Here is an 18694-nt window from a genome sequence, read left to right on the forward strand (position 1 = left end):
GGTCCGCGCGACGTTGCGCGGACACCGTAGACGATCATGCGGTGGCCGGCGACCCCGTTCCGACGACGGGGTAGCCGGGGGCGTGCCGCGGCCACGGGGCGGCCATCTCGAACTGACCGGCCACGCCGAGCAGTAGCAGCTCCGAGCCGGGCGGGCCGACGATCTGGACGGCTACCGGCAGGCCGTCCGGCCGGCGGCCCACCGGCACCACGATGGCGGGCAAGCCGGCGATGTTCCACGGCGCGGCGTACGGGGCGTACCGGATGTTGGCCGACATGTTCGCCCGCCAGGACCGTTCGGACCAGCGCCCGGCCTCCGGCGGCGCGCTGGCCAGCGCGGGGGTGAGCAGCAGGTCGACCGAGTGGTCGGTGAAGAAGTCGACCGACCGCTGCCGCCAGGCGGCCCGGTCGGCCTCCCGGACGTAACCGCGACGCTGCGCCCACTCGCCCAGCGCGACGTGCCGCCGGGTGCGGCGCTGGAGGCCGCGTCGGTCCAGCCCGGCGGCCCGGACGTCGGTGGCGGCCGCGGCGAACCAGGTGGCGATGCCCTGCAGGCCCAGGGCCGTGGGATAGACCGGATCGGCCGGCACGGTGTCGTGCCCGGCGGCGGCGAGCAGCCGGCCGGCGGTGGCCACCGCGTCCCGGTTGGGTGCGTCCGGGGAGACGCCGCGCACCGGGGAGCGCAGTGAGACACCCACCCGCAGCCGCTGCGGCGGGACCAGCTTCTCCGCTCGCCGGCCGGCGAGCACCGAGAAGCCGACCGCGGCATCCGCGACGGTGCTGGTCAACATGCCGTGCTCGGTGAGGCCGAACCAGTCGTCCGCGCCGAGCTGGCAGGGCACCACGCCCCGGCCGGGCTTGAGGCCTACCAGGCCGCAGCAGGCCGCCGGGATCCGGATCGAGCCGAGCCCGTCGTTGCCGTGCGCGATCGGCACCAGGCCGGCGGCGACCGCGGCGGCGGCGCCCCCCGAAGAGCCACCGGGGGTACGCGTGTTGTCCCACGGGTTGCGGGTCACCGCGCTGTCGTCATCGGTCAGTGCCCACAGCCCCAGCTCCGGCATCCGGGTGACGCCGAGGATCACCGCGCCGGCGCCGCGCAGCCGACGCACCACCTCGTGGTCGGCCTCCGCGACGTCGGTCCGTACGGCTGCCGACCCGTTCCAGGTGGGCAGGCCGGCGACCGGGGTGTTCTCCTTGACCGCCACCGGCACCCCGGCCAGGGGGAGGTTGGCCAGGTCCTCCTGCTCGTCGACCTTCTCGGCCTCGGTGATCGCCTCGCCGCCGCGAACGGCGCGGAAGGCGGCCAGCTCGCGGTCGGCCGAGGCGATGTACTCCAGGTGGTCGGCGACGACCTGGGTGGCCGAGACGTCACCCCGGCGTACGCCCCGGGCGATCTGCTTGGCGGTCGCCCCGACCCAGGTCGCCATGATGTCCTGCACGGCCATCCTCCCCAGCGGTCAGCCCAGCGCCTGCTCCAGATCGGCGAGCAGGTCGTCGACCGTCTCGATGCCGACAGACAGTCGCACGAGATCGCCGGGAACTTCAAGCGGCGAGCCGGCAGCACTTGCGTGTGTCATCCGGCCCGGGTGTTCGATCAGGGATTCCACGCCGCCGAGCGACTCGGCGAGCACGAAGAGCTTCGTGCGGTTGCAGATCTCGACGGCGTGGTCCTCACCGCCGGAGGCGCGGAACGAGATCATGCCGCCGAACCGACGCATCTGCTTGGCGGCGACCTCGTGACCGGGGTGCGAGGGCAGCCCGGGGTAGATCACCTGGGCCACCTTGGCGTGCCCGTCGAGGTACGCGGCGAGCCGCTCGGCGTTGTCGCAGTGCCGGTCCATGCGTACCCCGAGGGTCTTGATGCCGCGCAGGGTGAGCCAGGCGTCGAACGGGCCGTTGATCGCGCCCATCGCGTTCTGGTGGTAGCGCAGCTCCTCGCCGAGCCCGGCGTCGGCGACGACGAGCGCGCCACCGACCACGTCGGAGTGCCCGCCGACGTACTTGGTGGTGGAGTGCACCACCACGTCCGCGCCGAAGGCGATCGGCTGCTGCAGGTACGGCGAGGCGAAGGTGTTGTCGACAACCAGCAGCGCGCCCGCGTCGTGTGCCACGGCGGCCAGGGCGGCGATGTCGGCGATGCCGAGCAGCGGGTTCGTCGGCGTCTCCACCCAGACGATCTTCGTTCGGCCGGGCTGCACGGCGGCCCGGACCGCTGCCGCGTCGGAGACCTTGGCCGGGGTGAACTCCAGGCCCCAGCGCTGGGCGACCCGGGCGAAGAGCCGGTAGGTGCCGCCGTACGCGTCGTCCGGGATGATCACGTGGTCGCCCGGCTGGCAGACCGCCCGCAGCAGGGTGTCCTCCGCAGCCAGGCCACTGGCGAAGGCGAGGCCCACGGGCCCGCCCTCCAGCGCGGCCAGGCACTCCTGGAGGGCGTCACGGGTCGGGTTGCCCGAGCGGCTGTACTCGTAGCCGAGCCGGGGCGCACCGACGGCGTCCTGGGCGTACGTGCTGGTCTGGTAGATCGGCGGGATCACCGCGCCGGTGCGGGCCTCAGGGTCCTGACCGGCGTGAATGGCGAGCGTCTCGAAGCCGTGACTCATTCTGGTGAGGCTAGTGCCCCCGTCCGGCGGGCTGGAACGGAACCCGTGCTCCGGTGGGGGCCGGACCTTTCGGCCCGGCCCCCGCGTGCCGGCCGGGAGGCCGGCGGGCCGGTCAGCCGGCCGGAACGGGCAGGACGTGCAGGGTGACCGGGTGGGCGCCGGTCCAGTCGTAGGAGACCGCGTAGAGCCGGGCCCCGTTGGGCGCCCAGGCCAGCGCGCCGGAGCTGAGTTCGTCGCCCAGCTCGAAGCGGGCCAGCTCGGTGCCGTCCGGGCGGAAGACGAACACGTCCGGGTCGTAGGAGGCGTCCGCTCCGCCGGCGATCCGGGTGCCGTCCCGCGACACCTCGACAGCATTGGGGTACGCGCCGGTGGGGTAGGTCGCGGAGGGGGTGCTGATGGCGGCGACCGGGAACGCCTGCACCTCGTACGGGGCGCCGGACGCGGTGAAGAGGGTGGTGCCGGTGGGGTCGAGCGCGATGTCGCGCAGGTTGCTGCCGATCGCCATGAAGTCGTTGGTGCTCGGCGGGCCCAGCACGCCCCCGGTGCCGATCGCGTACGCGTACACCGAGGCGGGGCTGAGGCCCGGCTGCCCGGCCAGCAGCACCGAACGGTTCTGGCTGGCGGCGGTCAGCAGCGGAGCGCCGTAGAAGCCGCTACCGGTGTCCAGGCCAGTGGTGACGCGGGCCGGCTGGCGGCCCAGGTCGATCCGGCCGATGTTGCCGTCCCAACCGCCACAGCCGTACCCGAACCACAGGTACCGCCCGGTCAGCGCGAGCGACGACGGGCACGCGCCCGCGCCGGTGTCGTACCGGGCCGACTCGACAAGTGAGCCGGTGTCGAAGGCGGCGATGGCGTTGGCGGTGGGCAGCGCCACGTAGAGGGTCTGCCGATCGGCGCTGAGCAGCAGGTCGGAGGGGCCGGGCAGGCCGGACAGGGTGCCGACCACCGCGCCCGTCGCACTGGCCACCACGACGTCGGTCGAGGAGGGGCCACCGCTGACGAAGACCCGGTCACCGGCGGACACCACGTCGGACACCGCCGGCAACGACAGTGGGGTGGCCGTCGGCGCGACGGCTGCCTGGGCGGCGCCCGGTATCGCGGCGGTGAGCAGCCCGGCGGTCAGTGCCGCGAGCGCCAGGGTCGTGCCTCTTCTGATGTGCAAGGTGCGTCCTTCCCCCGTGTATTGATCCAGACCGGTAAATGTCTATCACGGCCGATGGATGCGCGGGGGGCGCGCGTCCCCGCGTGGCCGGCGACATAGCCTGGGGCGATGAGCGGGTGCGTGTTCTGCGGGATCGTGTCGGGTGACGTGCCGGCGTTCCGGGTCGCGGACGAACCGGACGGGGTGGCGTTCCTCGACACCCGTCCGGTGTTCAAGGGGCACGTGCTGGTGGTGCCGCGCGTGCACCTGGTGACCCTGGCCGAGCTTCCGGCCGACCTGCTGCCCGGCTACTTCGCGCTGGTCCAGCGCCTGGCGGTGGCCGTGGAGTCCGCTCTGGGGGCCGGTGGGACGTTCGTGGCGATGAACAACAAGGTGTCCCAGTCCGTCCCGCACCTGCACACTCACGTGGTGCCGCGCACCAAGGGCGACGGGCTGCGCGGGTTCTTCTGGCCGCGCACCCGCTACGCGGACGACGCCGAGGCCCAGACCTACGCCCACCGGGTCGCCGCCGCGCTCTCGGGCGCTGCCTGACTCACACCCGTGCGGGTAAGGAAGGTGGACCCACCGGTGTTGCACGCTGCGAGAGGTACGAGAGGAGATCCCCACGTGTTTTTGCGCCGTATGAACGCCGAGATGGTTTCGCCCGACCAGGCCCTGCCGGGCCGTCAGATCGCCATGCCAGTTGCCGACCGCCACGAGGTGCTGGGCACCCCGTTGAAGGGCCCGTTCCCGGAGGGGCTGCAGGTAGCGGTCTTCGGCATGGGCTGCTTCTGGGGCGCTGAGCGGCTGTTCTGGACGCTGCCCGGCGTTTACACCACCTCCGCCGGCTACGCGGGTGGCATCACCAGGAACCCGACGTACGAGGAGACGTGTTCCGGCCGAACCGGGCACGCCGAGGTCATCCAGGTGGTGTACGACCCCAGCAAGATCACGTATGAGGACCTGCTGAAGGTCTTCTGGGAGAACCACGACCCGACGCAGGGCATGCGCCAGGGCAATGACGTGGGCACCCAGTACCGGTCGGCGATCTACACGACCACCGACGAGCAGCGGGCAATCGCGGAGTCGTCCCGGGACGCGTTCCAGCCGATCGTGACGCGGGCCGGCAAGGGCGAGATCACCACCGAGATCGCCCCGCTCGGCAGCTACTACTTCGCCGAGGACTACCACCAGCAGTACCTCGCCCCGACCAAGAACCCGAACGGGTACTGCAACCACGGCCCGAACGGCCTGAGCTGCCCGGTCGGCGTTGCCCGTACCGCTGGCTGACCCACCTGCGTGAACGCGATGCCCGGCTGCCGACGAGGTGGCCGGGCATTCCCGTTCGGCCCTGTGATCGAAATCCGTTGCCGAGCCCGCCGGGGACTCGATAGCGTGCAGGTACACGTGAAAGGAGGTGGTCCAGACTTGTATAGCAATCGGACTCGTGAGGTGGCTGTCAGCTAGCCGCTGTCCTCGACAGTGATCCGTCCGCCGCGAGGCGGGCAACCAGTACGACCGTCGAGACCGTGTGGCAGCGGTGCGGCGAATTCCAGACAGCCACCCGACCCCCGGGGTGCCGGCCAAGTCCAGCCGGCCCGCGCGACAGCGTGGAGCGCCCCGGGGGTCGCTCCATATCCGCGGGAGATCAGTGTGTCGATGCGCGAGCTGGTGATTCTCGGGACGGCCAGCCAGGCGCCCACCCGGCAGCGCAACCACAACGGGTACGTGCTGCGCTGGGACGACGAGGTGATCCTCTTCGACCCGGGTGAGGGCAGCCAGCGGCAGCTCCTGCACACCACTGTCACCGCGACCGACCTGACCCGGATCTGCGTCACGCACTTCCACGGCGACCACTGCCTCGGCCTGCCGGGCACCATCCAGCGACTCTCGCTGGACCGGGTGGCGCATCCGGTCGCCGTGCACTTCCCGGCGGGCGGCGCCGAGTACTTCGCCCGACTGCGGCACGCCACCTCCTTCTACGAGACGGCCGAGCTGGCGGTCACCCCGATCGAGACCGACGGTCAACGGATCGCCCTGAGCTGCGGCACGCTGGAGGCCCGCCGGCTGCGGCACCCCATCGAGACGTACGGCTATCGGCTGATCGAGCCGGACGGCTGCCGGATGCTGCCGGAGAAGCTGGCCGCGTACGGCATCGCCGGCCCGGCCGTCGGCGAGCTGATCCGCGTCGGGCACCTGGACCTCGACGGTCGTCGCGTCACCCGCGACGAGGTGAGCGTGCCCCGACCGGGGCAGCGGTTCGCCTTCGTGATGGACACCGGCCTCTGCGACGGGGTGTACGCCCTGGCCGAGCACGCCGACCTGCTGGTCATCGAGTCGACGTTCCTGGAGTCGGAGGCCGCGCTCGCCGCCGAGGTCGGGCACCTGACCGCGGCGCAGGCCGCGCGGGTGGCGACCGAATCGGAGGTACGCACCCTGGTGCTCACGCACTTCTCGCAGCGCTACCCCGACCCGCGCCGGTTCTACGACGAGGCCCGAGCGCACTTCGACGGGGATCTGGTCATCGCCGAGGATCTGACCACCGTGCAGGTCCCGCCGCGCCGGGTAGCCTCGGCCGGATGACCGTCACGCTCCGCCCCGCGACCGAAGGCGACCTGATGGCGGTGGGCGCCCTGCACCAGCGCTCCCGGATCGCCGCGTACTCCGCCTTCCTGCCGGTCGAAGCCCTGGCCGACCCGACACCGGAGGCGATGGGCGCGTACTGGACCGAGCGGTGGCGCTGGGAGCGGGACACCCACCGACTGACGGTCGCGGAGCGGGCCGGGGCGCTCGTCGGGTTCAGCTACCTGGGTCCGGACGACGAGGACGACCCGGCGACGGGGCTGCTCAACGCGATCCACCTGGAACCAACCGAGCAGGGCCGGGGCACCGGCCGCCTGGTGATGGTGGACGCGTTGGACGCCATGCGCGCCCGGGGTTGGCGCCGCGCGGTGCTCTGGGTGCTCCGGGAGAACGCGCACGCCCGCTCCTTCTATGAGCGCGGCGGCTGGACGTCGACGGGCGTGGAGCGCGAGGAGCACATCGGCGCGGCCCGCACCCCGCAGGTCCGCTACACCCGCCCCCTCTGAGCACCGGCCGGCAACAGCCCGACCACCCTCAACGCCGGCCCGGCAACGGCCCAGCCGGCCACCCCACCCACCTCACGCAGAGCCTTTGCTCTGCTTCAGCGGAGGCAACAGTGACCGGGCATTTCTGTTGCCTGGGTTGAAGCAGAGCAAAGGACGCGCGGGGTGTCCTGTGCCCCCGCAGGGGCAGCCTGCGGGGGCACGTCGCGGGGGCGGTAGCAGCTCGGGGGCAGCTAGTGGGCGCCGAGGTGGGCCAGGAGGTCCTGGCGGGTCAGGACGCCCTTGGGCTTGCCGTCGACCAGGACCAGCGCGGCGTCGGACTTCTCCAGCAGGCCGACGGCCTCGCTCACCGGCTGACCACCGCCGATCATCGGCAGCGGGTCACCCATGTGCCGCTCGATGGTGTCGTGCAGGTGAGCCTGACCGGTGAACAGCGCGTCGAGCAGGTCCCGCTCGGCGATCGAGCCGGCCACCTCACCGGTCACCACGGGCGGCTCGGCCTTGAGCACCGGCAGCTGGGAGACGCCGTACTCGCGCATGTAGTCGATCGCGTCGCGGACCGTCTCGGTCGGGTGCACGTGCACCAGCTCGGGCAGGCCGCCCGGCTTGCTGGCCAGCGCGTCGGCGACCGTCGGCTCGTGGCCGGAGTTGTCCAGGAAGCCGTACCGGGCCATCCACGAGTCGTTGAAGATCTTCGACAGGTAGCCCCGGCCGCCGTCGGGCAGCAGCACCACGATCACGTCGTCCGGGCCGGCCTTGCGGGCCACCTCCAACGCGGCGACCACCGCCATCCCGCAGGAGCCCCCGACCAGCAGGCCCTCCTCGCGGGCCAGCCGCCGGGTCATCTCGAAGGACGCCTTGTCGGAGACCTCGACGATCTCGTCGGCCACACCCCTGTCGTACGTCTCCGGCCAGAAGTCCTCGCCGACGCCCTCGACCAGGTACGGGCGGCCGGTGCCGCCGGAGTAGACCGAGCCCTCCGGGTCGGCCCCGATGACCTTCACCCGACCGTCGGACGCCTCCTTGAGGTACCTACCGATGCCGGAGATCGTCCCGCCGGTACCGACGCCCGTCACGAAATGCGTGAGCCCGCCCTCGGTCTGCTTCCACAGCTCGGGGCCGGTCGTCTCGTAGTGCGAGCGCGGGTTCGCCGGGTTGCTGTACTGGTCGGGCTTCCACGCACCGGGGATTTCCCGGGTCAGCCGGTCGGAGACGTTGTAGTACGAGCGCGGGTCCTCCGGGGCGACGGCGGTCGGGCAGACCACCACCTCGGCGCCGTACGCCCGCAGCACGTCCTGCTTGTCCTGACTGACCTTGTCGGGGCAGACGAAGACGCACTTGTAGCCCTTGAGCTGGGCCACCAGGGCGAGCCCGACACCGGTGTTGCCGCTGGTCGGCTCGACGATGGTGCCACCGGGCCGCAGCAGGCCCGCCGCCTCGGCGTCCTCGACCATGCGCAGCGCGATCCGGTCCTTCACCGAGCCACCCGGGTTCAGGTACTCCACCTTGGCGAGCACGGTTGCCCGGATGCCCTCGGTGACGTTGCGCAGGCGGACCAGCGGGGTGTTGCCGATCATGTCGACGACGTTGTCGTAGTACTGCACGGTGTGCCCTTCGTTGCGGCGCCGGCGACGGCGGCCGGGCAGACGTATCCTCGCCGACCAGCGTACGTGCCGTCAGGGCACCAGCCCCCCGGGGATGACCGAGCTGCGTCGGGCCTCCCACTCCAGGAATCGGTCGGTCTCGGCGAGCACGCTGCCGGCCAGCCAGGTGATCATCACCGCGTCGTCGGCCAGCCCGAAGATCGCCAGTGGGATCTCCGGCAGCAGGTCGATGGGCGAGACGATGTACGCCGTGGCCGCCGTCATCAGGGCCAGCCGGAGGCCGCCGTCGTACTGCCCCCGGGTCGTCGCCCGGATCATCCGGGGCAGCGCCGCCAGTCGGGTGCCCAACGAGGGCCCGCCGCGCGCCCCCGCCGCCAGTGCCCGCGCCAGGGCCGTGAACGCCGCGCTGCGCTTCAGTGTCTTCCCCATCGTCGCGCTCCTCTCCGCCGGATCAGCGTGGCGGGTCGGCGCAAGTCGGCCGGCCTCCACCGGACAGGTACCCCGTCGCGTCGGTTTCCAGGCACTCCCGAGCCGGGACGACGACAGCGGCGTGTCGGGCCGGCGCGATAATGTCGGCATATGGGGGTGGCTGGTTCTGTCGTACCCGTTGGTCCGCGCTGGCGGCAGGCCTGGCGGATCGCCCGGCTGGCGGCCATCGGGACGGGCGCCACCGCGGCGGCCGCGATGGCCACCGGCGGGGTGCTGCTCGGCCAGGCCCGCCAGGCCCGGCGCACCATCCCGATGGCCGAGGCCCCGCCGCCGCGCTGCGACGGGATGTACGGCGCGAAGTTCCCCGGCCCCCCGCTCACCATGGTCGTGCTCGGTGACTCGTCGGCGGCCGGCTACGGAGTGCACCGCCGCCGGGAGACACCGGGAGCGCTGCTCGCCACCGGGCTGTCCCGACGGCTGCACCGGCCGGTACTGGTGCGCCGTTTCGCGGTGGTCGGCGCCATCTCCGCGGCGCTCCGGCACCAGGTGGAGGCGGCGTTGGAGTGCGCGCCGGACATCGCCGTGATCCTGATCGGCGGCAACGACATCACCAACCGCACGCCGCGCGGCCTGGCGGTGCGCTATCTGGTCGAGGCGGTCCGCGCCCTGCGCGACGCCGGCTGCGAGGTGGTCGTCGGCACCTGCCCCGACCTCGGCGCGATCCGGCCGATCCAGCCACCGCTGCGCTGGCTGGCGCACCGGTGGAGTCGCCAGCTCGCCGCCGCCCAGACGGTGGCGGTGGTCGAGGCGGGCGGCTCGACGGTGTCCCTCGGCGACCTGCTCGGCCCACGGTTCGCCGCCGAACCGCACCGGATGTTCGCCTGGGACCGGTTCCACCCCTCCGCCGAGGGGTACGCGATGGCCGCCGCCGCCCTGCTGCCGACGATGCTCTCGGCGCTCGGCTCCGGGCCGGAGCGACGGGCCACACCGGCGCGGGGCGAGGGCGTACGGTCGCTGCCAAAGGCCGCGCAGGAGGCGGCCCGGCACGCCGGCACCGAGGTCAGCGGCACCCAGGTCCGGGGCCGCGATCGAGGGCCGGCCGGCCGGTGGGCGCAGCTGCGTCGCCGGGCGTTCTTCGGTGTCAACACGGTGCCGCAGTCCGGCTCCGCGACGGACACCTCGACAGTGGAGGGACTGGCATGAACGAGCGCAGCGAGCGGAGCGTGACCGCCGGTCTCCCCGGCCGCCTGGGTCGGGCGGCGGCGATGTCGCTGCTCGCCGGCACGGTGGGCGGCGCCGCTGTCCTGGCCGGTGAGGCGTTCGTCGCCCGGCACCGGCGCTACGCCGAGCCGGAGCTGGGGCTGGCGTTGCGGGCCACCATCGGTCGGGCCGACGCCGCGCCGCTGCGGCTGGTGCTGCTCGGTGACTCGTCGGCGTTGGGCGTGGGCGTCGACCGCCTCGACGACACCATCGGCGGACAGTTGGCCAACCTGCTCGCCGAGGGTCCGACCGGTCGCCGGGTGCACCTGTCCAGCGTCGGTGTCTCCGGGTCCCGCTCGACGGACCTGGCGACCCAGGTCGCCCGGGCCCTGCTCGGCGAGCGTCCCGACGTGGCACTGATCCTGATCGGCGCGAACGACGCGACCGGGCTGCGTCGACCCGCCGACGCGTCCGCCTATCTCGGGGCGGCGGTGCACCGGCTGCGGGAGGCGCGCGTCGAGGTGGTGGTGGGCACCTGCCCCGACCTCGGGGCCGTACGCGCCATCGCGCCGCCGCTGCGTCAGCTGGTCGGCTGGTCCGGGCGGCGGATGGCCCGCGCGCAGACCACTGCGGTGTTGGAGGCGGGCGGCGCGGTGGTCGACCTGGCCACCGAGACCGGTCCGGTCTTCCGGGCCGACGCGGGGACGCTCTGCCACGACGGCTTCCACCCCTCCGCCGACGGCTACCGGGTGTGGGCGCACGCCCTGCTGCCGGCCGTCGCTGCCGCGGCGGCGGTCGCCTCCCGGCGCTAGAGCGGCGTCCGGGCGGGGTGACATTTCCCGCCGCGCCTGCTTCTTCCGTGCCATGTTACCGGCGGGTTAACGTTGGCTCATGCCGATTGAGTCGTCCCGCGACGCCGTCATCGTCGCTACCGCCCGCTCCCCCATCGGTCGGGCGCACAAGGGGTCCCTGCGCGGTGTCCGCTCCGACGACCTCGCCGCGACCATCGTCCAGGCCGCGCTGGACAAGGTCCCCCAACTCGACCCGACCACCATCGACGACATCTACCTCGGGTGCGGCCTGCCCGGCGGTGAGCAGGGCTTCAACATGGCCCGCGTGGTGGCCACCCTGCTCGGGCTGGACACCGTCCCCGGCGCCACGCTGACCCGCTACTGCGCATCCTCGTTGCAGACCACCCGGATGGCGTTGCACGCGATCCGCGCCGGCGAGGGCGACGTGTTCGTCTCCGCAGGTGTCGAGATGGTCTCCCGCTACGCCCGCGGCAGCTCCGACGGGCTGCCTCCCGAGGCGCAGGCCCTCGTCGGCGGCGGCTGGGAGAACCCGCGCTTCGCGGCGGCCGGCGAGCGCTCCAAGCGTCGCGCGCAGGGCGGCGCCGAGGTGTGGACCGACCCGCGCGAGGCCGGTGAGCTGCCGGACATCTACCTGACCATGGGGCAGACCGCAGAGAACCTGGCCCAGGTGTACGACGTCACCCGCGCCGACATGGACGAGTTCGGTGTCCGCAGCCAGAACCTCGCCGAGAAGGCCATCGCCGACGGCTTCTGGGCCCGGGAGATCACCCCGGTCACCACGCCGGACGGCACAGTGGTGAGCACCGACGACGGCCCCCGCGCGGGCGTCACCCTGGACGCGGTCGCCGGCCTGAAGCCGGTGTTCCGTCCGGACGGCCGGATCACCGCGGGCAACTGCTGCCCGCTCAACGACGGCGCCGCCGCCGTCGTCGTGATGAGCGCCCAGCGGGCGCAGGAGCTGGGTCTGACCCCGCTGGCCCGGATCGTCTCCACCGGCGTGACCGCGCTGTCGCCGGAGATCATGGGCCTCGGACCGGTCGAGGCGTCCCGGCAGGCCCTGAAGCGGGCCGGCATGACCATCGACGACGTCGACCTGGTCGAGATCAACGAGGCGTTCGCCGCCCAGGTGATCCCCTCCTACCGGCAGTTGGGCATCCCGGAGGAGAAGCTGAACGTCATGGGCGGCGCGATCGCGGTCGGCCACCCGTTCGGCATGACCGGCGCCCGGATCACCGGCACCCTGCTCAACGCGCTGGAGTGGCACGACAAGACCATCGGTCTGGAGACGATGTGCGTCGGCGGCGGGCAGGGCATGGCCATGGTGCTCGAACGCCTGAGCTGACCCGACGTCAGAGCGCGCCGCGGGTCGCCGTCACCTCGGCGGCGGCCCGCGCCAGCGCCTCGGCGTCGGCCCCGGCGGCCAGCAGGTCGGCCGTGACCACGCGCAGCTGGTCGGGCAGGGCCAAGTCGTTGTCCAGCCGGGGCACGGTCCGGCGGGGCTGCCCCTCGGCGTCGGCGGCCAGGTTGGCGATCTCCTGCACCAACCGGTGCATCAGGTCGGCGCGGGGCACGTTGCCGGTGGTCGCCGCCGCCGCCCAGCGCGGCTGCTCCCAGTGCCCGACCTGGCGGACCAGCAACCGCACGGTCCGCTCCAACTCCTCTGCGCTCATCGCCGCCGAGTCTACGGCCGACGCCGGCCCCGACATCGCGGGCCGCTCAGCGGCGCAGGTAGCTGAGCAGCCGTAGCAGCTGCCAGTAGAGGAAGACCAGGCCGGTGAGCAGGCCGAACGCGCTCAGCCACGCGTACCGGCGGGGTCGGCCGTCGCGCACCGAACGCTCGACGAGGTCGAAGTCGAGGATGAAGCTGAACGCACCGGCGATGATCGCCACGACCGAGAAGGCGTACGGCAGCCAGCCGACCTCCCCGCTGACGCTGTAGACCGCCAGTCCCGGCCGGCCGGAGATCAGGTACGACACGAGGTTGACCACGCTCAGCACGGCGATGCCGAGCAGCGTGCCGATGACCAGGCGGGCCAGCCGGGGCGTCGCGCGGATCACCCGCGCCCGGTACAGCGCGGCCATGCCGAGAAAGACGCCGAACGTACCGGCCACCGCCTGCACCACGATCCCCGGATAGACCTGCTCGAAGGTCCGGCTGGCGACCCCCAGCAGCAACCCCTGGAGCAACGCGTAGCCGACGATCGGCACCGGGTTGGTGATCCCCCGCAGCGAGATGACCAGGACCAGCGCGATCGAGGCCAGGGCGGTGCCGGCCAGGGCCGCCCCCGACCACACCGCGTCGGGCACCAGCGCCCAGGACACCGCGGCGGCCACGCCGGTGAGCAGAAGCAGTCCGACGGTACGCACCACCACGTCGTCGACTGTCATCGGCTCGACGTCGCGGGAGCTGACCACCCGGGACTCCAACCGGCCGGTCTCGTCCAGCCGGTTGAGCACCGGGTTGTTGCTGCGCACCGTCGCCTCCTTCGCCCGCGTACCCCTGGCAGTCACTCTGCCCCGGACGGCCCGACGGCGGCGGCGAAACGGCGCCAACGACGGCGCCCGCCCCCACGATGAGCGGGAGCGGGCGCCGGTCGGACGGGACGGACGAGGTCAGTCGTCGCCCTGGAAGTAGCTCAGCAGGCGCAGGATCTCGATGTAGAGCCAGACCAGGCTGACCAGGATGCCGAACGCGGCGACCCAGGAGTAGCGCTGGGGCAGGCCCATCCGGACGCCGTCCTCGATCTCCTTGAAGCTGAGCACGAAGCTCAGCGACGCGACCACGATGCAGACGAGGCTGAAGCCGATGGCCAGCGGGCTGCCGTCACGCAGACCCGTGTTGACGCCGAACAGCGCCAGCACCAGGTTGATCAGCATGACCGCGGCGAGGCCGATGATCACCGAAGTCATGACCTTGACGAAGACCGGGGTGGCCCGGATGATCTTCGCCTTGTAGATCATCGTCATCACGAAGAAGATGCCGAAGCTCGCCACGGCGGCCTGGAGCACGATGCCGTCGTAGGCGGACTCGAACGCCTTGCTGACCATGCCGACGAAGACACCTTCGACGACCGCGTACGCGATGACGAGCGCCGGGTTGGCCATCCGGGAGAACGAGATGATCAGGCCGAGCACCAGGCCGACGACCGCCGCGCCGATCCAGGCGGTGCCGACCAGCGCGTCGGGCACGAGCACCCAGGCTGCCGCGGCGGTGATGCCGAGGATGCCGAACAGAGCAACCGTCTTGACGACGACGTCGTCGACGGTCATCGGCGCCACGGCGGGCGGCGCGGCCGGGTAGCCGGCCTGGGACGGGTACTGCTGGGGAATGCCGGGCTGTCCGTACGGCCCGGCCGGTGCGTACCCGGCGGAGCGCTCCCGCTCGGCCGCCTGGCCGAGCCGGGCGAGCACCGGGTTCGAGGTCTTCACTTTCTGGCCTCCCTCAGGGGGTCGTTTGCACGTGAACGTGCACCCCAAGAGTAAACTGCCCGACCCACTCCTGGTGATCACGATGAGAACGCGGCGGCCGTGGCGGCTGGGTGCCCGGGGCGGGGGTCGAACCCGCATGCCTTTCGGCAGCCGCTTTTAAGGCGGCCGTGTCTGCCGTTCCACCACCCGGGCGGGTGGCACCCGCGCGCCGACACGCACGGTCCAGTGTCACCGTAGCCGGTCGACGGCGACCCGGCGTACCCCGCCGGGGTGGCCACATTAGGGTCGATGCCGTGAGCAGCGCAGCCCCAACGGCCCCCGACGCCGCCCCTGACCAGGTCTTCCGTCTCGACGATCAGGTCATCCGCCGACCCCGGGCCGTCCGGCTGCGCTCCGCCGTCCGCCGCCACCGGACGGACCTGCTGATCGCGTTGGTCTGGGTGGCGCTGGCCGGTTGGCTGACCCACGGCCTGTGGCCCGACCCAAATGGGCGGACGTTGGCGCTCAACCCCGAGGACCAGACGCTCTACGAGTGGTTCCTGGCTGTCGACGCGCGGGCGCTGCTCGGTGACTTCCACCTGCTCACCGACCGGCTCAACGCCCCGGACGGCGTCAACCTGATGGCCAACACCACTGTCATCGCGCTCGGCGTCGTCTGCGCGCCGATCACCCTCCTGCTCGGCGCACCCACCACCTTCGCGCTGCTCGCCGCCGCCAACCTGGCCGGCACCGCCCTCGCCTGGTACCTGCTGTTTCACCGGACGCTGCGGGCCCACCGCCTCGCCGCCGCGCTCGGCGGCGGGTTGTGCGGCTTCGGTCCGGGCATGATCTCGCAGTCCAACAGCCATCTGCACATGACGGCGCAGTGGCTGGTGCCGGTGATCGTCTGGCTGGTGCTCCGGCTGCTCCGCGCGTCCGACCCCGGCCCCACGACGACCGACGGGACGGGCCGCGCCCGATCCGCCGGCCCGGACCGACGGCGGATGATCAGCTCCGCAGCCGGGCTGGCCGCGGCCGTCACCGCGCAGGTCTTCATCGGCGAGGAGGTCCTGTTCCTCTGCGCCGTCGCGCTGCTGGTGATGGCGATCAGCTACGCCGTGGCGGACCGGGACCTCGCCCGCCGCGCCCTGCCCGGATTCGCCGGCGGGCTGGCGATCGCCGCCGGCCTGGCGCTGCTGGTGCTCGGCTACCCGCTCTGGTTCCAGTTCGCCGGACCGCAGGGCGTCGCCGACGGGATGTTCAGCCCGGCCTACTTCTCGGCCGACCTCAGCAGCTGGTGGGCGGTCTCCCCGCTGTCCGTCGCCGGCAGTGACGAGGCGTCCCGGCTGACCACCGGCCCCGCCGAATACAACACCTTCCTCGGCTGGCCGCTGCTGCTGGTCACCGCCGTCTGCGCGGTCTGGGCCGGCCGGCGCCGGCTGGTGCTCGCCTGCGTGGTGGCGGCGCTGGTGATGGGCGCGCTCTCCCTCGGCCCGGAGGTGGTGCTCGGCGGCACCCGCACCGCACTGCCCGGCCCGTACGCCCTGCTGGCCGGGTTGCCGGTGGTGGACGGCGCGCTGCCGATGCGGTTCGGCCTGGCGCTGCTCCCGATCGTGGCGACGGTGCTCGTCGTGGCCGTCGACCGGGCGCTGCGCGGCACCGGCCGGGCGCGGCGGCTGGTGCCGCTGGCGGTCATCGCAGCCCTGCTGCCGATCTTCCCGACTCCCCTCCCGACCACCGAGCGGCCCGCCGTGCCGGAGTTCATCACCGGCGGGCACTGGCGGCAGTGCGTCCGCCCGGGCGGGGTGCTGGTCCCGGTGCCGCTGCCCACCCCCAAGGAACCGTGGCCGATGCGCTGGGCAGCCGCCGCCGACGCCGGGTTCGGCCTGCCCGAGGGGTTCTTCATCGGCCCGTACGGACGCCATGGCACCGCCGCCATGGGCACCTTCAAGCAGCCCACTTCGGCCCTGCTGGCCGATGTCGCCCGCCGCGGCGACCAGCCGGCCATCGGCGACGAGCAGCGCCGGCAGGCCGCCCGGGACGTCGACTTCTGGGGAGCGTCCTGCGTGGCACTGGCCGACGACGCGCCGCACGCCGACAGCCTGCGGGCGACCCTGGAGCAGTTGTACGGCCCGGCCACCCGCGTCGCCGACGCCTGGATCTGGCGGGTCTGACGCCGAAAATCGCGAAAGGGCCCCTCCCGAACAGGAGGGGCCCTTTCGTCCAGTTCGCTCAGACGCGGGGTGCGCCGACCGGCTGGGACGCCTCGACGAACTCCTCGCGCGGGTCGTGCAGCTGACCCAGGGCGACGACCTCACGCTTGAGGAAGAACGCCAGCGACCAGTCCACGACCACCCGGACCTTGCGGTTGAACGAGGGGATCCGGCTCATGTGGTACGTCCGGTGCATGAACCAGGCCGGCCAGCCGGTCATCTTGATGCCGTACACCTGGGCGACGCCCTTGTGCAGGCCGAGGCTGGCGACGCTGCCGGCGTGCTTGTGCTTGTAGTTGACCGGTTCGCGGCCCCGGATCACATTCGCGATGTTGTCGGCCATCCGCGCCGCCTGGCGCACCGCGTGCTGGGCGCTCGGCGAGCAGAAGTTGCCCGGCTCCTTGGTCAGGTCCGGTACGGCGGCGCAGTCACCGGCGCTCCACGCGCCCTCGATGACCCGGTCACCGTCGACCACCTGCAGGGTGGGGATGCAGGTGACCCGCCGGCGGTCGTCACGCGGGAAGTCCGTCGCGTCCAGCATCGGCGACGGCTTCACGCCTGCCGTCCAGACGATCGTGTCGGACCGGAAGCTGTCCCCGTCGGAGAGCTTGACCACCCCGTCGACGCAGGACTCCAGGCGGGTGTCCAACCGGATGTCCATGTTGCGCTTCATGAGCTGCTGCACCGTGTAGGCGCCCATGTCCCGGTCGACCTCGGGCAGGACGCGGTTGGTGGCCTCGACGAGCACCCAGCGCATGTCCTCCGGCTTCAGCTCCGGGTAGTAGCGCAGGGCGTCCCGGGCCATGTCCTCCATCTCGGCGAGCGCCTCGATGCCCGCGTAACCGCCACCGACGAACGTGAAGGTCAGCGCCGAGCGGCGCACCTCCGCATCCGGGGTCACGGCCGCGACGTCCAGCCGGTCCAGCACGTGGTTACGGAGGTAGATCGCCTCACCGATGGTCTTGAACCCGATGCCCTGCTCGTGCAGGCCGGGAATCGGCAGCGTCCGGGACACCGAACCCGGCGCGACGATCACGTGGTCGTACGCGATCTCCCGGGCCGGGCCGACGATCGGCTGCACGGTGGCAACCTTGCGGTCGTGCTCGACACGCGTGACCGTTCCCGCCACCACCTTGCACCGGCGCAGTTCCCGCCGCAGCGGCACCACGGAGTGCCGGGGGGAGATGTTCCCCGCCGCGGCCTCGGGCAGGAACGGCTGGTAGGTCATGTGGGGCTGGGGGTCCACGACGATGACCTCAGCCTCACGGGAGCTGAGCTTCTTTGACAGGCGCAGGGCCGCGTAGAGACCGACGTGCCCGGCACCCACCACAAGGATCCGCTTCGGATTCACGTCATCTATCTTTCCCCGCCCGGCTCAGGTAATCCCGCTCGCGCCCCCCATCTGTGACGGAACACAACCCCTGTGACCTGCGTAACCCTGTCGCCACAGGGGTTCACCTACGCCGCAGCAGCCAACCCAGCAACGCGACGAGACCCACCGCCACCACCAGCCCCAGCACCGTGACCCACTGATGACCGGCCTCCCCGCCCAGGCCCGCCGCCTGCAACAGCAGCACCCCCAGCACGGCCGTGCCCAACAGCACCGCCGCCACCCGCAGCAACCACCGGGTGACCAGCTCCGGGTCCACCATCGCGTCGTACGGCAGCAGCGCCGCCAGCGCGCACAGGGAGTGCCCCAGATACAACAGCGCGGCGACGGCGAGCAGGCGCCACAACGCCACCGGCCGGCCGTATCCGTCGGTGGCGAGCAGCCAGCCCCCGGCCATGACCAGCGCCACGAAGGTCGGCCACAGCCGCCGCGGACCCATCGCGGGCAGCAGCGCGGCCACCGCCAGCAACAGCAGCGGCCGACCGGTCAACACCTCGGCGGGAAACGCCAGCGCCAGCCCGGCCAGGGCGGTGACGAAGATCGCGGCCCGGACCATCAGCGGAACGGCGCTGATCCGTGAAACAGCATTCTGAGCAGCCCGAACCCGCCCGGTGATCGCGTCGATCATCTGCACACACCCCTAGCGCTCACCGGGCTGCCTGCCGCTCGCGACTGCGGGGCTCGCAAACCCGGCTCACTCCTCACGCTCACCGGGCTGCCTGCCGCTCGCGACTGCGGGGCTCGCAAACCCGGCTCACTCCTCACGCTCACCAGGCCACCTGTCGCTCGCGACTGCGGGGCTCGCAAACCCG

The 18694-nt window shown here is 72.4% G+C and carries 18 protein-coding genes and 1 tRNA gene; 8 read left to right on the plus strand and 11 right to left on the minus strand.

Annotated elements, in window-relative coordinates; translation table 11 throughout:
• Positions 1-34 precede the first annotated feature (34 nt).
• The 3 genes from AB0B39_RS02315 to AB0B39_RS02325 form a co-directional block, all read right to left on the minus strand.
• The gene (locus AB0B39_RS02315; RefSeq protein ID WP_234584075.1) at positions 35-1444 is read right to left on the minus strand and encodes an amidase family protein; all 1410 of its coding nucleotides are present in this window, start codon (positions 1442-1444) and stop codon (positions 35-37) included.
• A 12-nt stretch (positions 1445-1456) separates the two neighbouring features.
• A complete protein-coding gene (locus tag AB0B39_RS02320; protein ID WP_234584077.1) occupies positions 1457-2599 on the minus strand; it encodes a cystathionine gamma-synthase in 1143 nt (380 codons plus the stop codon).
• 112 nt (positions 2600-2711) lie between these two features.
• Positions 2712-3761, minus strand: a complete 1050-nt coding sequence (locus AB0B39_RS02325; protein ID WP_357573297.1) for a WD40 repeat domain-containing protein — start codon at positions 3759-3761, stop codon at positions 2712-2714.
• Between the two features lie 108 nt (positions 3762-3869).
• Between AB0B39_RS02325 and AB0B39_RS02330 the strand changes: the two genes are divergently transcribed.
• The 4 genes from AB0B39_RS02330 to AB0B39_RS02345 all read left to right on the plus strand — a co-directional run bounded on the left by AB0B39_RS02330 (position 3870) and on the right by AB0B39_RS02345 (position 6829).
• Entirely contained in the window at positions 3870-4292 is a 423-nt protein-coding gene (locus AB0B39_RS02330) for an HIT family protein (RefSeq protein WP_357493698.1), read from the plus strand.
• A 75-nt stretch (positions 4293-4367) separates the two neighbouring features.
• Positions 4368-5030: a peptide-methionine (S)-S-oxide reductase MsrA gene (msrA, locus tag AB0B39_RS02335; protein WP_357573298.1), complete on the plus strand. Its 663-nt coding sequence runs from the start codon at positions 4368-4370 to the stop codon at positions 5028-5030.
• Positions 5031-5393: 363 nt separating this feature from the next.
• On the plus strand, positions 5394-6323 hold the full coding sequence (locus AB0B39_RS02340; RefSeq protein ID WP_357493693.1) for a ribonuclease Z: 930 nt from the start codon (positions 5394-5396) through the stop codon (positions 6321-6323).
• Entirely contained in the window at positions 6320-6829 is a 510-nt protein-coding gene (locus AB0B39_RS02345) for a GNAT family N-acetyltransferase (protein ID WP_357493691.1), read from the plus strand. Before AB0B39_RS02340 ends, AB0B39_RS02345 begins: the two co-directional genes overlap by 4 nt.
• A 230-nt stretch (positions 6830-7059) precedes the next feature.
• Here AB0B39_RS02345 and AB0B39_RS02350 read toward each other — a convergent pair whose 3' ends face one another.
• Together AB0B39_RS02350 and AB0B39_RS02355 are read right to left on the minus strand one after the other, a co-directional pair.
• Entirely contained in the window at positions 7060-8430 is a 1371-nt protein-coding gene (locus tag AB0B39_RS02350) for a cystathionine beta-synthase (RefSeq protein WP_357493689.1), read from the minus strand.
• Positions 8431-8502: 72 nt separating this feature from the next.
• On the minus strand, positions 8503-8859 hold the full coding sequence (locus tag AB0B39_RS02355; RefSeq protein ID WP_234584087.1) for a YkvA family protein: 357 nt from the start codon (positions 8857-8859) through the stop codon (positions 8503-8505).
• A 150-nt stretch (positions 8860-9009) separates the two neighbouring features.
• Between AB0B39_RS02355 and AB0B39_RS02360 the strand changes: the two genes are divergently transcribed.
• From AB0B39_RS02360 to AB0B39_RS02370, 3 genes are all read left to right on the plus strand, one after another.
• Positions 9010-10062, plus strand: coding sequence for an SGNH/GDSL hydrolase family protein (locus AB0B39_RS02360; protein WP_357493687.1), 1053 nt, complete (start codon positions 9010-9012; stop codon positions 10060-10062).
• Positions 10059-10871: an SGNH/GDSL hydrolase family protein gene (locus tag AB0B39_RS02365; RefSeq protein ID WP_234584089.1), complete on the plus strand. Its 813-nt coding sequence runs from the start codon at positions 10059-10061 to the stop codon at positions 10869-10871. The genes AB0B39_RS02360 and AB0B39_RS02365 overlap by 4 nt, the downstream gene beginning before the upstream one ends.
• A gap of 79 nt (positions 10872-10950) precedes the next feature.
• Positions 10951-12213, plus strand: a complete 1263-nt coding sequence (locus AB0B39_RS02370; protein ID WP_357573299.1) for an acetyl-CoA C-acetyltransferase — start codon at positions 10951-10953, stop codon at positions 12211-12213.
• 7 nt (positions 12214-12220) lie between these two features.
• Here the strand turns inward: AB0B39_RS02370 and AB0B39_RS02375 are convergent, their stop codons facing one another.
• The 4 genes from AB0B39_RS02375 to AB0B39_RS02390 all read right to left on the minus strand — a co-directional run bounded on the left by AB0B39_RS02375 (position 12221) and on the right by AB0B39_RS02390 (position 14492).
• A complete protein-coding gene (locus AB0B39_RS02375) occupies positions 12221-12541 on the minus strand; it encodes a hypothetical protein (RefSeq protein WP_234584091.1) in 321 nt (106 codons plus the stop codon).
• A 46-nt stretch (positions 12542-12587) separates the two neighbouring features.
• Complete coding sequence (locus tag AB0B39_RS02380) at positions 12588-13346, minus strand: Bax inhibitor-1/YccA family protein (protein WP_234584092.1); 759 nt, start codon at positions 13344-13346, stop codon at positions 12588-12590.
• 138 nt (positions 13347-13484) lie between these two features.
• A complete protein-coding gene (locus AB0B39_RS02385; RefSeq protein WP_357493682.1) occupies positions 13485-14300 on the minus strand; it encodes a Bax inhibitor-1/YccA family protein in 816 nt (271 codons plus the stop codon).
• Between the two features lie 111 nt (positions 14301-14411).
• Positions 14412-14492, minus strand: a tRNA-Leu gene (locus AB0B39_RS02390).
• 101 nt (positions 14493-14593) lie between these two features.
• Here AB0B39_RS02390 and AB0B39_RS02395 point away from each other — a divergent pair.
• A complete protein-coding gene (locus tag AB0B39_RS02395) occupies positions 14594-16453 on the plus strand; it encodes a hypothetical protein (protein WP_357493680.1) in 1860 nt (619 codons plus the stop codon).
• A gap of 58 nt (positions 16454-16511) precedes the next feature.
• Here the strand turns inward: AB0B39_RS02395 and AB0B39_RS02400 are convergent, their stop codons facing one another.
• Both AB0B39_RS02400 and AB0B39_RS02405 read right to left on the minus strand, forming a co-directional pair.
• Positions 16512-17843 carry an NAD(P)/FAD-dependent oxidoreductase gene (locus AB0B39_RS02400; protein ID WP_357493678.1) on the minus strand — a complete coding sequence of 444 codons (1332 nt, stop codon included), beginning with the start codon at positions 17841-17843 and terminating at the stop codon, positions 16512-16514.
• Between the two features lie 103 nt (positions 17844-17946).
• A complete protein-coding gene (locus tag AB0B39_RS02405) occupies positions 17947-18510 on the minus strand; it encodes a hypothetical protein (RefSeq protein WP_357573300.1) in 564 nt (187 codons plus the stop codon).
• Positions 18511-18694 lie beyond the last annotated feature (184 nt).

Source organism: Micromonospora sp. NPDC049114 (assembly GCF_040648635.1).
GTDB lineage: Bacteria > Actinomycetota > Actinomycetes > Mycobacteriales > Micromonosporaceae > Micromonospora.

Excerpts from the sequence above, each read along its gene's own strand:
- AB0B39_RS02315 (WP_234584075.1), bottom strand. The coding sequence starts at position 1,444 with ATGGCCGTGCAGGACATCATGGCGACCTGGGTCGGGGCGACCGCCAAG.
- AB0B39_RS02320 (WP_234584077.1), bottom strand. The coding sequence starts at position 2,599 with ATGAGTCACGGCTTCGAGACGCTCGCCATTCACGCCGGTCAGGACCCT.
- AB0B39_RS02330 (WP_357493698.1), top strand. The coding sequence starts at position 3,870 with ATGAGCGGGTGCGTGTTCTGCGGGATCGTGTCGGGTGACGTGCCGGCG.
- AB0B39_RS02345 (WP_357493691.1), top strand. The coding sequence starts at position 6,320 with ATGACCGTCACGCTCCGCCCCGCGACCGAAGGCGACCTGATGGCGGTG.
- AB0B39_RS02355 (WP_234584087.1), bottom strand. The coding sequence starts at position 8,859 with ATGGGGAAGACACTGAAGCGCAGCGCGGCGTTCACGGCCCTGGCGCGG.
- AB0B39_RS02360 (WP_357493687.1), top strand. The coding sequence starts at position 9,010 with ATGGGGGTGGCTGGTTCTGTCGTACCCGTTGGTCCGCGCTGGCGGCAG.
- AB0B39_RS02365 (WP_234584089.1), top strand. The coding sequence starts at position 10,059 with ATGAACGAGCGCAGCGAGCGGAGCGTGACCGCCGGTCTCCCCGGCCGC.
- AB0B39_RS02370 (WP_357573299.1), top strand. The coding sequence starts at position 10,951 with ATGCCGATTGAGTCGTCCCGCGACGCCGTCATCGTCGCTACCGCCCGC.
- AB0B39_RS02375 (WP_234584091.1), bottom strand. The coding sequence starts at position 12,541 with ATGAGCGCAGAGGAGTTGGAGCGGACCGTGCGGTTGCTGGTCCGCCAG.
- AB0B39_RS02405 (WP_357573300.1), bottom strand. The coding sequence starts at position 18,510 with ATGATCGACGCGATCACCGGGCGGGTTCGGGCTGCTCAGAATGCTGTT.